We start from the raw sequence: 14,155 nt of genomic DNA, 5'->3' as shown, positions 1-14,155 counted from the left end.
CCGCAAGGGCGGGGCCCGGCCTCGTTGCCGCCTGGTTGTGGGCATCTGTTCCGCTGGGGCGGCGCCGGCAGCGCGGGGCCATGAGGGCCCCGCGCTCGTTGTGTTACGCCGTCAGGCGGGTGATCGCCTCCGCGACCGTCACTTCCTCGCGCTCGCCCGTCCGGCGGTCCTTCAGTTCCAGGACGCCCTCCGCCGCGCGGCGGCCCGCCACCAGGATCTGCGGGACGCCCATGAGCTCCGAGTCGGTGAACTTGACGCCCGGGGAGACGCCCGCGCGGTCGTCGACCAGGACACGGAGCCCGGCCGCGGCCAGCTTGTCGGAGACCTCGAGCGCCAGCTCGGTCTGGAGCGCCTTGCCGGCGGCGACGACGTGGACGTCGGCCGGGGCGACCTCGGCCGGCCAGCACAGGCCCTTCTCGTCGGCGGTCTGCTCGGCCAGCGCCGCCACCGCGCGCGAGACGCCGATGCCGTACGAGCCCATGGTCACCCGGACCGGCTTGCCGTTCTGGCCGAGGACGTCGAGCTTGAGGGCGTCGGCGTACTTGCGGCCCAGCTGGAAGATGTGGCCGATCTCGATGGCGCGGTCCAGCTTCAGGCCGGTGCCGCACTTGGGGCACGGGTCGCCCTCCTGGACGACGACGACGTCGACGTACTCGGAGACCTCGAAGTCACGGCCCGCGACGACGTTCTTCGCGTGCATGCCCTCCTTGTTGGCGCCCGTGATCCACGCCGTGCCCGGCGCCACACGCGGGTCGGCGAGGTACGTGACCTTCTCCAGGCCCTGCGGACCGACGTAGCCGCGGACCAGGTCGTCGCGGTGCGCGAAGTCCTCCTCCGTCACCAGCTCGACCGTGGCCGTCGGGCCGAAGTGCTCCTCGACCTTGCCCATGTCGACCTCGCGGTCGCCGGGGACGCCCACAGCGACGATCTCGCCGTCGACCTTCACCAGGAGGTTCTTGAGCGTCGCGGAGGCCGGGACGCCCAGCGAGGCGGCGAGTGTCTCGATGGTGGGGGTGTCGGGGGTCGGGATCTCCTCGGCGGCGGGGACCTCGGTGGCGTCGACCGGCTTCACCGCCTGGTACACCGCCTCGGTGTTCGCGGCGAAGTCGCACTTCGGGCAGTCGGCGAAGGTGTCCTCGCCGGCCTCGGCCGGGGCCAGGAACTCCTCGGACTTCGAGCCGCCCATCGCGCCGGCGGTGGCGGCGACGATGCGGTAGTCGAGGCCGAGGCGCTCGAAGACGCGCCGGTAGGCCTGGCGGTGCAGGGCGTAGGACTGGGCGAGGCCCTCGTCCTCCGTGTCGAAGGAGTACGAGTCCTTCATCAGGAACTCGCGGCCGCGCAGGATGCCGGCGCGGGGCCTGGCCTCGTCACGGAACTTCGTCTGGATCTGGTAGAGGATGACCGGCAGGTCCTTGTAGGACGAGCACTGGTCCTTGACCAGGAGGGTGAAGATCTCCTCGTGGGTCGGCCCGAGGAGGTAGTCGCCGCCCTTGCGGTCGTGGAGGCGGAAGAGCTCGGCGCCGTACTCGTCCCAGCGGCCCGTCGCCTCGTACGGCTCGCGCGGCAGCAGCGCGGGGAGGGAGACCTCCTGCGCGCCGATGGCGTCCATCTCCTCACGGACGATGCGCTCGACGTTGGAGAGGACCTTCTTGCCGAGGGGCAGCCAGCTCCAGATGCCGGCGGCGGTGCGGCGCACGTAACCGGCACGGACGAGGAGCTTGTGACTCAGGACCTCGGCGTCGGCCGGGTCGTCGCGCAGCGTCTTCGCCATCAACTGGGACATGCGCTGGACCGGTGCGTTGGCCATGGTTCTCGTACTCCTGCCGGGGACAAAGGGTGATGGCTAGGAGGTTAGCCGGGCCTCCCCGGGTCGGAGAAATCAGTTCCGGCGCTTGAGCGGCAGGGGCGCGCCCATCACGGCGTACGGGCGGGCGGCGCTCGGGAAGTGCACCTGGCGTGCGAGGTCGGTGTAGCCGAGGGAGCGGTAGAGGCCTCGGGCCGGGCTGTCCGTGTCGATCGCGGAGAGGATCGAGCGCGGCTCGTCCGCCGTGTCGGTGATGGTGGTGATCAGCTCACGGCCGATGCCGCGCCCCTGGTGGGCCGGGTGGACGTGCAGTTCCGTGATGACGAAGGAGTCGTCGAGCCAGTCGGCGGTACCGGTGGCGCGGAGGTACGTCTCGACGACGGTGGACCACCAGTGGGTGCGGTCGTTGGGCATCCCGTACACGAATCCGGCGAGCGTCCCGTCGGGGGTGGTGGCCCCGTAGGCGCGGGCGCCCGGGCTGAGCAGGTGGCGCAGCACGATGTGGCGGCGTACGGCGATCTCGTCCTCGTCCAGGCCGAAGGCGAGCGCCTGCACGGCGAGGGCCTCGTCCACCCGGGCGGCGAGATTGACCGGCCCGATCATGACCTCTGCGTCATCCATGCGGCGCACCCTACAAGCGGCCGGGGCCTCAGAACAGCACGCTCATGAAGGCGCCGGTCTCCCGGAAGCCGACGCGGCGGTACGCGGCCCTCGCGGGGGTGTTGTAGTCGTTCACGTACAGGCTCGCGACGGGTGCGATGTCCGCCAGGGCGTACTGGAGGACGGCGGCCATGCCCGTCTCCGAGAGGCCCTTGCCGCGGTGCTCGGGGGCTACCCAGACGCCCTGGATCTGGCAGGCCTGGCGGGTCGCGGCGCCGATCTCGGCCTTGAAGACGACCTTGCCGTCCTCGATGCGGGCGAAGGAGCGGCCGGCGCCGACGAGTTCGGCGACCCGGGCCTGGTAGAGCAGGCCGCCGTCGTTGGCGAGCGGGGAGATGCCGACCTCCTCGGTGAACATGGCCACGCAGGCGGGCATGATCACGTCCATCTCGTCCCTGCGGACGCGGCGGACCAGCGGGTCGGGTGCGACGGTGACGGAGGGTTCCTCCGCGACCATCAGCGGCTGGTGGGCGCGGACGTCCCTCGCGGGGCCCCAGCTGGGCTCGAGGAGCCGCCACAGCTCGCTGGTGGGCTCGGCGGGGCCGACGATCGAGGAGCAGCGGCGGCCGGTCCTGCGGGCCCGGTCGGCGAAGGCGCGGACGGCCTCGGGGGTGGCGCAGAGGGGCACCAGGTTGGCGCCGGAGTAGCAGAGGGAACGCAGCCTGCCCTCGCTGTACCAGCCCCACATCTCGCCGCCGAGACGCCAGGGGTCGAGCCCGGCGACCTGGACGCGGGCCGCCACGAAGGCGTTCTCGACGGGGGCGCTCTCCAGGACGGCGAGTGCGGCGCCGAGGTCGGCGGGTTCGAGGACCCGGGTGGCGGGGTGTGTCAACACGAGGGGGCCTCACCGTGCGGTTCTGCTGATTCCCGCACTGTACCCGGAGGGTTCGGGAGCACGCCTCCGGCAGCACGAAGCCCCGCCACCCTGAGCGGGCGGCGGGGCTTCGCGGGAGGTCGTACCCCTCAGCCTGCGATGGCGACCGACGGCTCGCCGCTGGCGACCCCGTCCTTCTCCATCTGCTCGGCGATCTTCAGCGCCTCTTCGATGAGCGTCTCGACGATCTTCGACTCGGGGACGGTCTTGATGACCTCGCCCTTCACGAAGATCTGGCCCTTGCCGTTGCCGGAGGCGACGCCGAGGTCGGCCTCGCGGGCCTCGCCGGGGCCGTTGACGACGCAGCCCATGACGGCGACGCGCAGCGGGACGGTCATGCCGTCGAGGCCGGCGGTGACCTCCTCCGCGAGCTTGTAGACGTCGACCTGGGCGCGGCCGCAGGACGGGCAGGAGACGATCTCCAGGCGCCGCTGGCGCAGGTTGAGCGACTCCAGGATCTGCATGCCGACCTTGATCTCCTCGGCCGGCGGCGCGGAGAGCGAGACGCGGATGGTGTCGCCGATGCCCTGGGAGAGCAGGGCGCCGAAGGCGACGGCCGACTTGATGGTGCCCTGGAAGGCCGGGCCCGCCTCGGTGACGCCGAGGTGCAGCGGGTAGTCGCACTGGGCGGCGAGCTGGCGGTAGGCCTCGACCATGATGACCGGGTCGTTGTGCTTGACCGAGATCTTGATGTCGCGGAAGCCGTGCTCCTCGAAGAGGGAGGCCTCCCAGAGGGCGGACTCGACGAGTGCCTCGGGGGTGGCCCTGCCGTACTTCTTCAGGAGCCGGGCGTCGAGCGAGCCGGCGTTGACGCCGATCCGGATCGGCGTCCGGGCGTCGGAGGCCGCCTTGGCGATCTCCTTGACCTTGTCGTCGAACTGCTTGATGTTGCCGGGGTTGACGCGGACGGCCGCGCAGCCGGCGTCGATAGCGGCGAAGACGTACTTCGGCTGGAAGTGGATGTCGGCGATCACGGGGATCTGCGACTTCCGGGCGATCGTCGCGAGGGCGTCGGCGTCGTCCTGCGTCGGGCAGGCCACGCGCACGATCTGGCAGCCGGAGGCGGTCAGCTCGGCGATCTGCTGGAGCGTCGCGCCGATGTCGGAGGTGCGGGTCGTGGTCATCGACTGCACGGAGACGGGTGCGTCACCGCCGACGGCGACGCTGCCGACCTGGATCTGGCGGCTCTTGCGCCGCTCGGCGAGCCGGGTCGGAACGGTCGGGATACCGAGAGCAATCGCGGTCATCTTCTGTGCAACCTCAAGGTTGTGCGTCGGCGGGCTCAGGTCTCCGAGGTTACCGCCCTGGGGGCGGGGGGCCGGACACCACCGGGTGCGACCCCCCTGGGAGCTAGGTCAGTTTCACCGGGTTGACGATGTCGGCGGCGAGGACGAGCAGGGTGAAGCAGACGAAGACACCGGCCACCACGTAGGCGGCGGGCATCAGCTTGGCCACGTCGAACGGGCCGGGGTCGGGGCGCCTGAAGAGCCGGGCCGTGTGACGGCGTACGGACTCCCACAGGGCGCCCGCGATGTGGCCGCCGTCGAGCGGCAGCAGCGGGAGCATGTTGAACAGGAACAGCGAGACGTTGAACATCACCAGGATGTTCATGAAGTACACGAGGATGCGCTCGGGCGGGGCCTCGACGTTCATGAGTTCGCCGGTGAGGCGGGCGGCGCCGAGGACGCCGACAGGGGAGTCATCGGCGCGTTCGCCGTCGCCGAAGGTGGCGTCCCAGAGGCCGGGGATCTTGCCCGGGAGAGCGATGACCGAGTGGACGCCGTTCTCGAGGAGGTCGCTCATCCGGTCGGTGGTCTCGACGAAGGTGAGGGGCGCGACCTCGGTCTTGGAGGCGAAGCCGAGGTAACCGGCGTCGATGTAGGTCAGCGGCTGGACGACCTTGCCGTCCTCGTCCTTCTTGGGCACCTTGTTGGAGACGAGGGTGGGGTGCAGGTCCACGCGCTCCCCGGCCCGCTCGACGGTGATCGTCGCGGGGCCGATGGTGTCGCGGATGCGGTCCGAGAGCGTGTCCCAGTCGGACACCGGGGTGCCGTTGAAGGCGACGATCTTGTCGCCGTCCTTCAGGCCCGCCTGGAACGCCGGGGAGACGGGGTCGCCCGCCGCGCACTTCTCGCGCTTCTCGCTCTGCTTGATGACGCACTTCTGGACGCCGGCGACCTGGGTCGTCTGGCCCTCGATGCCGAGGGTCATCATCGAGCCGAAGAACAGCGCGGCCGCCAGGACCAGGTTCATGAACGGTCCGGCGAACATCACGATCACGCGCTTCCACGGTTTGCGCGTGTAGAAGAGCCGGGTCTCGTCGCCGGGCTTGAGCTCCTCGTACGAGGCCTCGCGGGCGTCCTCGATCATCGAGCGCCAGGGCGAGGTGGAGCGGGCCTCGATGCGGCCGTCGTCGCCCGGCGGGAACATGCCGATCATGCGGATGTAGCCGCCGGCCGGGATGGCCTTGATGCCGTACTCGGTCTCGCCGCGTTTCTTCGACCAGATCGTGGGGCCGAAGCCGACCATGTACTGCGGGACGCGGATGCCGAAGAGCTTGGCCGTGGAGAGGTGGCCGAGCTCGTGCCAGGCGATGGAGACGAGCAGACCGAGGGCGAACAGCACGATGCCCAGGGCGTACAGGAGCATTTCGGTCATGCGCGGGCCTCCGCTGTTGCCTTCGCTGCGAGCTCTCGGGCCCGGGCGCGCGCCCAGGTCTCCGCTTCGAGGACGTCCGACACCGTGAGCGAGGTTCCCGTACCGGGAACGCCGTGCTCGGTGACGACCGCTGTGACCGTATCCATGATTCCGTTGAACGGCAGCCGTCCCGCGAGGAACGCCTCGACGCACTCCTCGTTCGCCGCGTTGAAGACGGCGGGTGCCGTGCCGCCGAGTCCGCCGACGTGCCGGGCGAGCCCGACGGACGGGAAGGCCTCGGTGTCGAGGGGGAAGAACTCCCAGGTGGACGCCTTGGTCCAGTCGAAGGCGGGGGCCGCGTCGGGGACCCGCTCGGGCCAGCCGATGCCGATGGCGATCGGGCCGCGCATGTCCGGCGGGGTGGCCTGGGCGAGCGTGGAACCGTCCGTGAACTCGACCATCGAGTGGACGTACGACTGGGGGTGGACGACGACCTCGATGCGGTCGAAGGGGATGTCGTAGAGGAGATGCGCCTCGATGACCTCCAGGCCCTTGTTGACCAGGGTCGCGCTGTTCACCGTGATCACCGGGCCCATGGCCCAGGTGGGGTGGGCGAGTGCGTCCTCGCGGGTCACATCGGCCAGCTGCTCGCGCGTACGGCCACGGAAGGGGCCGCCGGAGGCGGTGACGACCAGCTTGCGGACGTCGGCGCGGGTGCCGGCGGCGAGCGCCTGGAAGAGGGCCGCGTGCTCCGAGTCCACCGGGATGATCTGGCCGGGCTTGGCGAGCGCCTTCACCAGCGGGCCGCCGACGATCAGCGACTCCTTGTTGGCGAGGGCGAGCGTACGGCCGGCTTCCAGGGCGGCGAGGGTCGGCGCGAGGCCGATGGAGCCGGTGATGCCGTTGAGGACGGTGTGGCACGGGGAGGCCGCGAGCTGGGCCGCCGCGTCGGGGCCGGCCAGGAGCTCGGGCAGCGGCTCGGAGCCGTACAGCGCCTTCAGCGCGTCACGCAGCTCCGGCAGCACCTCCTCGCGGGCCACGGCGACCGCGGCGACCTTCAGCCGGTGCGCCTGCTCGGCGAGCAGCCCGACCCGGCCGCCCGAGGCGGCCAGGGCGGTGACCCGGAAGCGGTCGGGGTTGCGCAGCACCAGGTCGATGGCCTGGGTGCCGATCGACCCGGTCGAGCCGAGGACGACGATGTCCCGGCGTCCTTCGGACACGTCGAAGGCGATATGGGGATCGGCGAGAGGAGAGGGGCGGTCGCTCATGCCCCCCATTCTTGCCGCAAACGCTGTGCGCTCTTCACGCGGTGTGGACGTACCCGTCGAAGGCCTGGTGGAAATCGGGGAACGTCTTCTTCACGCAGCCCGGGTCGTCGAAGGTGATCCCGGGGGTGCGCAGGGCCGTGACCGCGAAGGACATCACGATCCGGTGGTCGCCGTGGGTGGCGATCTCGACCGGTCCGGTGGGCGTGCCGGGGTGGATCTCGATCCAGTCGGGGCCGGTGCGGACGGTGATGCCGAGACGGCGCAGGTTCTCCGCGCAGGCGTCGAGACGGTCGCACTCCTTGACGCGGGTGTTGGCGACGTCCTCGATGCGGACGGGGCCGTCGGCGAAGGGGGCGATCGCGGCGAGGGTCGGCATGGTGTCGGAGATGTCCCGCATGTTGACGGTGAGGCCGCGGAGCCGGCCGGTGGAGCGGACGGTCGTCCCGGTGTCGGTGATCTCGACGGCGGCGCCCATGCGGCGCAGGACGTCGACGAAGCCGAGGTCGCCCTGGAGCGCGCCGGTGCCGAGGCCGGGGACGGTGACGGAGCGGCCGGGTTCGAGTGCCGCCGCGGCGAAGAAGTAACTGGCGGTGGAGGCGTCGGGCTCGATGGCGTACGTACGGGCCCGGTAGCCGGTGGGAGCGACGCGGTACGTGCGGCCGTCCTGACGGATCTCGGCGCCGAAGCTCCGCATCATCGCGAGGGTGATCTCCACGTACGGCTCCGAGACCAGGTCCGTGACGGTGATGTCGAGGCCCTCGGCGGTGAGCGGGCCCAGCATGAGCAGGGCCGTCAGGTACTGCGAGGACTGCCCGGCGTCCAGGGTGAGCGCGCCGCCCTTCACGCCGTGGGCATGGACGGCGAGCGGGTGGTGGCCCTCCTTCTCGCCGTGCCGCAGATCGACGCCGAGGGCCCGCAGCGCGGTGGTGAGCGGGCCGAGGGGGCGTCGCCTCATCTGGGCGGAGGCGTCGAAGCGGTACGTGCCGTGGCCGGCGGCGGCGAGGGTCGGCAGGAACCGGGCGGTGGTGGCGCCGTCGCGGCAGTAGACCTCGGCGGTGTCCGCGCCGGGCCCCGCGGGGCGGCCCTCGATGTGCCAGGCGCCGGTCTCACGGCGGACGGCGTAACCGAGGGCGGCGAGGCCCTCGGCGAAGCCCTCGGTGTCGTCGGAGACGAGGGGCCTGAGGAGGGTGGTGGTGCCTTCCGCGGCGGCGGCGAGAAAGAGCGCGCGGGCGGTGACGGACTTGGAGCCGGGGATGTTCATGACGGTCACGGGGTCATGGTGCCGTGAGGTGGGGGGCGGGCGGGGGGCGGGTCCGGCAGGTGGACGCGACGGCGGGGGGCGCCTGCTCGTGCGGGCCTGCGCCCTAACGGCGCGGGGGCCTGCGCGCGCCCGTTGTGAGCCCTGCGCCCCGCCCGGGTCAGCCCTGCCCGCCCACTCGTGTGGGCTTTCGCCCCCGCCCACCCCCTCCGTGTGGGCAATCGTCCCGCAGGGCGGGACGGGTGGGCACACGGGACGGCGCCCTTGGCGGCGCCTCCGCCCCTTGTGCCTGGACCGCACCAAGCAAGTGCGGCGCACAACGGGTGCGGGTACAGGCCCGGAAGCCTAGGCCCGGCAAGGGGCGCCGTCCGTTGTGCCCACCCGTTCCGCCCCAGCGGAACGACTGCCCACAACGGGGTGGGCGCCGCCCCAGCGGAACGATTGCCCACAACGGGGTGGGCGCCGCCCCAGCGGAACGATTGCCCACAACGAGGGCGGGTGGGGGCCGTCCCCGTGGGTTAGGGGATTCGGCGGTGGACGTCCGGGGTCGGGGAGGGGCCCGGGGTCGCGTCCGCGATCCAGGGGCCCTCGCCGCTCGGGTCGACGATCCCCGCCTCCAGCCACGTGTACCGGCCCGCGAGGACCCCGTCGACCACCCGTCTGTCCAGGGAGTCCGTGTTGGACCAGAGCCGCCCGAACAGCTCCTCGACCCGCAGCCTCGCCTGCCGGCAGAACGCGTCAGCCAGCTGGTGCGCCTCACGGCCGTGCTCGCCGGTGGTCCGGAGCAGCTCCGCCCGTACACACGCCGCGCTCATCGCGAACAGTTCGGCGCCGATGTCGACGATCCGGCCGAGGAAGGCCTGCTTGAGCTCCATCCGGCCCTGCCAGCGGGACATCGCGTAGAAGGTGGAGCGGGCGAGCTTGCGGGAGGTCCGCTCGATGTACCGGAGATGGGTCGCGAGCTCGCCGAACTCCCCGTACGTCCCCGGCCGCTGTCCCGGGCCCGTGACGAGTCCCGGCAGCCAGCGGGCGTAGAAGCCGCCGGCCCGCGCCCCGGCCCTCGCCTTGTCGGCGAGCGACTTCCCGGGGTCGATGAGGTCGCCGGCGACGGAGAGGTGGGCGTCGACGGCCTCGCGGGCGATGAGCAGGTGCATGATCTCGGTCGAGCCCTCGAAGATCCGGTTGATCCGCAGGTCGCGCAGGAGCTGTTCGGCGGGGACCGCGCGCTCGCCGCGGGCGGCCAGCGAGTCGGCGGTCTCGTACCCGCGGCCGCCCCGGATCTGGACCAGTTCGTCGGCGATGCGCCAGGCCATCTCGGAGCCGTACAGCTTCGCGAGGGCGGCTTCGATGCGGATGTCGTTGCGGTCCTCGTCGGCCATCTGGGAGGCGAGGTCGACGACGGCCTCCAGGGCGAAGGTGGTGGCCGCGATGAAGGAGATCTTGGTGCCCACGGCCTCGTGCCGGCCGACGGGCCCGCCCCACTGCTCGCGGACACCCGCCCATTCGCGGGCGATCTTCAGACACCACTTGCCCGCCCCCGCGCAGGCCGCGGGGAGCGAGAGCCGGCCGGTGTTGAGGGTGGTGAGGGCGATCTTGAGGCCGGCGCCCTCGGGGCCGATCCGGTGCGCGGCGGGGACGCGGACGCGGTGGAAGCGGGTGACGCCGTTCTCCAGGCCGCGCAGGCCCATGAAGGCGTTGCGGTGCTCGACGGTGATGCCGGGCGAGTCGGCCTCGACGACGAAGGCGGTGATGCCGCCGTGGTGCCCCTCGGAGACGGGGACGCGGGCCATGACGACGAGCAGGTCGGCGACGACCCCGTTGGTGGTCCAGAGCTTGACGCCGTCGAGGACGTACGCGTCCCCGTCGGGTACGGCCGTGGTGGCGAGCCGCGCCGGGTCGGAGCCGACGTCCGGCTCGGTGAGCAGGAAGGCGGAGAGGTCGGTCCTGGCGAGCCGGGGCAGGAAGGCGTCCTTCTGTTCCTGGGTGCCGAAGAGTTTCAGCGGCTGCGGTACGCCGATCGACTGATGCGCGGAGAGCAGGGCGCCGACGGCGGGGCTCGCTGAGCCGACGAGGGCGAGGGCGCGGTTGTAGTACAGCTGGGTGAGGCCGAGGCCCCCGTACTTCCGGTCGATCTTCATCCCGAGCGCGCCGATCTCCTTGAGTCCGGTGATCGTCTCGTCGGGGATGCGGGCCTCGCGTTCGATGCGGGCGCCGTCGATCCGGGTCTCGCAGAAGTCGCGGAGGGTCGCCAGGAAGGCCTCGCCTCGGCGGGCGTCCTCCTCGGCGGGGAGCGGGTGGGGATGGACGAGGTCCAGGCGGAACCGGCCGAGGAAGAGCTCCTTGGCGAAGCTGGGTTTGTGCCAGTCCCGCTCCCGTGCGGCCTCGGCGGTCTGCCGGGCCTCGTGAGCGGTGACCTTGGGCTGTCGGGTGGGCGCGGACATGGAACCTCCTGGGTCTCTTTGTCCGTCGTACCCGATTTCCGGAGGTCCGGAAAGACGAGAAGACGGCCTGAGCCCCCGCACAGTGGGCTCAGGCCGCCTGGTCTCGTGGACCCGTGGGCGTACGGGTTACAGGGCGAGGCCCGTCAGGACGAGGACGCGCTCGTAGGTGTAGTCGTCCATCGCGTACTTGACGCCCTCGCGGCCGACGCCGGAGCGCTTGGCACCGCCGTACGGCATCTGGTCGGCGCGGTACGAGGGGACGTCGCCGACGATCACGCCGCCGACCTCCAGGGCGCGGTGGGCGCGGAAGGCGGTCTGCAGGTCGTGGGTGAAGACACCGGCCTGGAGGCCGAAGTCCGAGTCGTTGACCGCGGCGAAGGCCTCGGCCTCGCCGTCGACCTTGGTGACGGTCAGGACCGGGCCGAAGACCTCGGCGCGGGCCAGGGTCACGTCGGCCGGGAGGTCGGTGAGGACGGTCGGGGCGTAGGTGGCGCCCTCGCGCTTGCCGCCGGCGAGGAGCTTGGCGCCGGCCGCGACGGCCTCGTCGACCCAGGACTCGACGCGCTTCGCGGCGGCCTCGTCGACGAGCGGGCCGACGTCGGTGGCGGCGTCGGACGGGTCACCGGTGACCTGGGCCTCGACGGCGGCGACGATCTTCGGCACCAGACGGTCGTAGACCGAGGCGTCGGCGATCACGCGCTGCACGGAGATGCAGGACTGGCCGCCCTGGTAGTTGGAGAAGGTGGCGATGCGGCTCGCGGCCCAGTCCAGGTCGGCCTCGGAGGACCAGTCGGGGAGGACGACGGCCGCGGCGTTGCCACCGAGCTCCAGGGTGCAGTGCTTGTGCGGCACCGACTGCTGGATGGCGTAACCGACCTTGTCGGAGCCGGTGAAGGAGATGACGGGGAGGCGCTCGTCCTGGACGAGGGCGGGCATCCGGTCGTTCGGCACGGTGAGGATCGACCAGGAGCCGGCCGGCAGGTCGGTCTCGGCCAGGATCTCGCCCAGGATCAGGGAGGAGATCGGGGTCGACGGGGCCGGCTTGAGGATGATCGGCGCGCCGACGGCGATGGCGGGGGCCACCTTGTGGGCGCTGAGGTTCAGCGGGAAGTTGAACGGCGCGATGCCGAGGACGACGCCTGTGGGGATCCGGCGGGTCAGGGCGAGGCGGCCCGCGCCGCCGGCCTCGGTGTCCAGGCGCTGGGCCTCGCCGGCGTTCCAGCGGCGGGCCTCCTCGGCGGCGAAACGGAAGACGGAGACGGCACGGCCGACCTCGCCGCGGGCCCACTTGATGGGCTTGCCGTTCTCGGCGGAGATCAGCTGGGCGATCTCCTCGGTGCGCTCGGCGAGCCGCTTCGACACGTGGTCGAGGGCGGCGGCGCGGACGTGCGCGGGGGTCGCGGCGAACTCGTCGACGACCGCGTGCGCGGCGGCGACGGCTTCCTCGACCTGGGCCTCGGTGGGCACGCTGACCTTGCCGACCAGACGTCCGTCGTACGAGTTCGTGACGTCGAAGGTGGCGTCGCCGGTGGCCTCGCGGCCGGCGAGCCAGAAGGCGTGGGTGGTCGTCATTGCGTACCGGCCCTTTCCGTTTCGGGGGTGGTGCGAGGGGGTGCTCTCGCGCTCTCGTGACACGTTAGGGCGAAGCGGGCGGACGGGCGCTTGTCCGGTGTGGAGTGGTGGGCGGGGGCTCCTGTCCGCTTTGGCCGAAGGGGCCGGGTCGGGGCGCTCCCTCGGCCGCGCCGCCGGGTGGAGACGCGCTCGCTCACCCCCGCCGCTGGGTGGACACGCGCTCGCTCACCTTCCCCGCTCGGTGGAGACGATCAGACAGACGCCCCCGACGACGATCGCGCCGCCGAGGACGATCGGCCACGACAGGGCCTCGTTCAGGACCAGGGCGCCGAGGGCGACCGCGACGACGGGGTTGACGTACGCGTAGGTGGCGACGAGCGAGAGCGGCGCGGCCTGGAGCAGCCAGGCGTACGCGGTGAACGCGATGAGCGAGCCGAAGACGATCAGATAGGCGAGGGCGGCCCAGGAACGGGTGGAGACCTCCGCGAGGTCGAGGCCGTGCTGTTCGCCCCTGACCAGGCCGACGGCCAGACCTCCGAGACCGCCCGCGATCATCTCGTACGCGCTGGCCGTGAAGGGGTTCGCGGGCATCGGGAGGCGGCCGGAGGAGAACGAGCCGAGGGACCACAGGAACGTGGCCACGACGACGAGGACCACTCCGGCGGCCTTCACGTCTCCGCTGAGCCCCGGCAGGGTGAGCACGGCGAGCCCCGCGAGCCCCAGGAACACGCCGGCGAGCCCGCCCGCGCTCGGCCGCAGGCCCGTGGCGGCCTTGAGGACCACGACCCAGGCCGGGACGACGGAGATGAGCAGCGCGGCGAGCCCGGACGGGATGGACGTCTCGGCGAGGACGACGAGGCCGTTGCCGCCGAGGATCAGGAGCAGGCCGACGAGTACCGCCGAACCGAGCTGCCGGCGGGTGACCTTGAGGGCGGCGGGGCCCTGGCGCCAGGCGATGATCCCGGCGAGGAGCAGGCCGGCGGTGACGAAGCGGGTGCCGGCGGAGAGGAACGGCGGCATCGTCTCGACGGCGATCCGGATGCCGAGGTAGGTGGAGCCCCAGACGACGTACACGATGCCGAGCGCGACCCACACGGCACCGGTGATCCGACGGGAGGGGCCGCCGGCCGGGGTGGCGGGGGCGACGGTACGGGGTCGGGGTGCGGCCTGGCGTGCCTCGGGGGCCGGATCGACGGCGGGGCTTGTCATGAGCAGGAGAGTAGGGAGTGCGGGGCCCGAAGGCCAAGAAAATTGCCCGCTTTCGGGCAGGGATAGCGGAATTCGGACGGCGGGGCGGGGGTGCGGGGCATCCCGGGGACCGTTCCCGAGGGGTGACAGGATGGCCGCGACCGCAACAGAAGGTAAGGGGGAAGAACATGATCGTTCTCGCCTTGACGGGAGTGCTGGTACTCGCCGTCGCAGGGTGCGTCTGCGTGGTGTGGGCGGCCAGGGGCGGCCCGCCCCTGGTCCGCGCGGTGGCCACGGTGACGCTGGCGGCGGGGCAGCTGGTACGCGGCAGCGGGCGACGGAGCGGCGGGCGGAGCGGCGGGGACGGGGACGGGGACGCGACCTAAGGGGGTGCCAGGCGTCGCGAGCCCGGCCTGATCGGCAAGACACCCCGTAGGGCCGCGGTTCTCCGTC

At 72.0% G+C, this 14,155-nt stretch carries 11 protein-coding genes; 1 reads left to right on the top strand and 10 read right to left on the bottom strand.

The features are described from left to right. Positions 1-103 precede the first annotated feature (103 nt). The 10 genes from ACZ4VK_RS31185 to ACZ4VK_RS31140 all read right to left on the bottom strand — a co-directional run bounded on the left by ACZ4VK_RS31185 (position 104) and on the right by ACZ4VK_RS31140 (position 13,723). Positions 104-1,807: a proline--tRNA ligase gene (locus ACZ4VK_RS31185; protein WP_468359401.1), complete on the bottom strand. Its 1,704-nt coding sequence runs from the start codon at positions 1,805-1,807 to the stop codon at positions 104-106. A gap of 72 nt (positions 1,808-1,879) precedes the next feature. Continuing rightward, on the bottom strand, positions 1,880-2,425 hold the full coding sequence (locus ACZ4VK_RS31180; protein WP_468359398.1) for a GNAT family N-acetyltransferase: 546 nt from the start codon (positions 2,423-2,425) through the stop codon (positions 1,880-1,882). Positions 2,426-2,453: 28 nt separating this feature from the next. Beyond that, a complete protein-coding gene (locus ACZ4VK_RS31175) occupies positions 2,454-3,299 on the bottom strand; it encodes a GNAT family N-acetyltransferase (RefSeq protein WP_468359395.1) in 846 nt (281 codons plus the stop codon). A gap of 128 nt (positions 3,300-3,427) precedes the next feature. Continuing rightward, positions 3,428-4,585: a flavodoxin-dependent (E)-4-hydroxy-3-methylbut-2-enyl-diphosphate synthase gene (ispG, locus tag ACZ4VK_RS31170; RefSeq protein ID WP_468359392.1), complete on the bottom strand. Its 1,158-nt coding sequence runs from the start codon at positions 4,583-4,585 to the stop codon at positions 3,428-3,430. Between the two features lie 103 nt (positions 4,586-4,688). Beyond that, the gene (locus ACZ4VK_RS31165) at positions 4,689-5,996 is read right to left on the bottom strand and encodes a M50 family metallopeptidase (RefSeq protein WP_468359389.1); all 1,308 of its coding nucleotides are present in this window, start codon (positions 5,994-5,996) and stop codon (positions 4,689-4,691) included. Then, the gene (gene dxr, locus ACZ4VK_RS31160) at positions 5,993-7,243 is read right to left on the bottom strand and encodes a 1-deoxy-D-xylulose-5-phosphate reductoisomerase (RefSeq protein ID WP_468359386.1); all 1,251 of its coding nucleotides are present in this window, start codon (positions 7,241-7,243) and stop codon (positions 5,993-5,995) included. The genes ACZ4VK_RS31165 and dxr overlap by 4 nt, the downstream gene beginning before the upstream one ends. A 34-nt stretch (positions 7,244-7,277) precedes the next feature. Then, on the bottom strand, positions 7,278-8,513 hold the full coding sequence (gene aroA, locus ACZ4VK_RS31155; protein WP_468359383.1) for a 3-phosphoshikimate 1-carboxyvinyltransferase: 1,236 nt from the start codon (positions 8,511-8,513) through the stop codon (positions 7,278-7,280). Positions 8,514-9,019: 506 nt separating this feature from the next. Beyond that, a complete protein-coding gene (locus tag ACZ4VK_RS31150) occupies positions 9,020-10,942 on the bottom strand; it encodes an acyl-CoA dehydrogenase family protein (protein ID WP_468359381.1) in 1,923 nt (640 codons plus the stop codon). A gap of 126 nt (positions 10,943-11,068) precedes the next feature. Continuing rightward, positions 11,069-12,514, bottom strand: coding sequence for an aldehyde dehydrogenase family protein (locus tag ACZ4VK_RS31145; RefSeq protein ID WP_468359379.1), 1,446 nt, complete (start codon positions 12,512-12,514; stop codon positions 11,069-11,071). 225 nt (positions 12,515-12,739) lie between these two features. Then, positions 12,740-13,723 (bottom strand): EamA family transporter, encoded by a 984-nt coding sequence (locus ACZ4VK_RS31140; RefSeq protein WP_468359376.1) that lies wholly within the window; start codon positions 13,721-13,723, stop codon positions 12,740-12,742. A 167-nt stretch (positions 13,724-13,890) separates the two neighbouring features. Here ACZ4VK_RS31140 and ACZ4VK_RS31135 point away from each other — a divergent pair, with 167 nt between their 5' ends. After that, positions 13,891-14,088 (top strand): hypothetical protein, encoded by a 198-nt coding sequence (locus ACZ4VK_RS31135; RefSeq protein ID WP_468359373.1) that lies wholly within the window; start codon positions 13,891-13,893, stop codon positions 14,086-14,088. Positions 14,089-14,155: the final 67 nt, after the last annotated feature.

The organism is Streptomyces sp. NPDC028711 (assembly GCF_055565415.1).
Note: the sequence above shows the minus strand (reverse complement) of the source record. Positions and strands in the feature narration are given on the sequence as shown.

Coding starts and splice junctions, on each gene's coding strand:
- ACZ4VK_RS31180 (WP_468359398.1), bottom strand. CDS start 2,425: ATGGATGACGCAGAGGTCATGATCGGGCCGGTCAATCTCGCCGCCCGG.
- ACZ4VK_RS31140 (WP_468359376.1), bottom strand. CDS start 13,723: ATGACAAGCCCCGCCGTCGATCCGGCCCCCGAGGCACGCCAGGCCGCA.
- ispG (WP_468359392.1), bottom strand. CDS start 4,585: ATGACCGCGATTGCTCTCGGTATCCCGACCGTTCCGACCCGGCTCGCC.
- ACZ4VK_RS31145 (WP_468359379.1), bottom strand. CDS start 12,514: ATGACGACCACCCACGCCTTCTGGCTCGCCGGCCGCGAGGCCACCGGC.
- ACZ4VK_RS31185 (WP_468359401.1), bottom strand. CDS start 1,807: ATGGCCAACGCACCGGTCCAGCGCATGTCCCAGTTGATGGCGAAGACG.
- dxr (WP_468359386.1), bottom strand. CDS start 7,243: ATGAGCGACCGCCCCTCTCCTCTCGCCGATCCCCATATCGCCTTCGAC.
- ACZ4VK_RS31135 (WP_468359373.1), top strand. CDS start 13,891: ATGATCGTTCTCGCCTTGACGGGAGTGCTGGTACTCGCCGTCGCAGGG.
- ACZ4VK_RS31150 (WP_468359381.1), bottom strand. CDS start 10,942: ATGTCCGCGCCCACCCGACAGCCCAAGGTCACCGCTCACGAGGCCCGG.
- ACZ4VK_RS31165 (WP_468359389.1), bottom strand. CDS start 5,996: ATGACCGAAATGCTCCTGTACGCCCTGGGCATCGTGCTGTTCGCCCTC.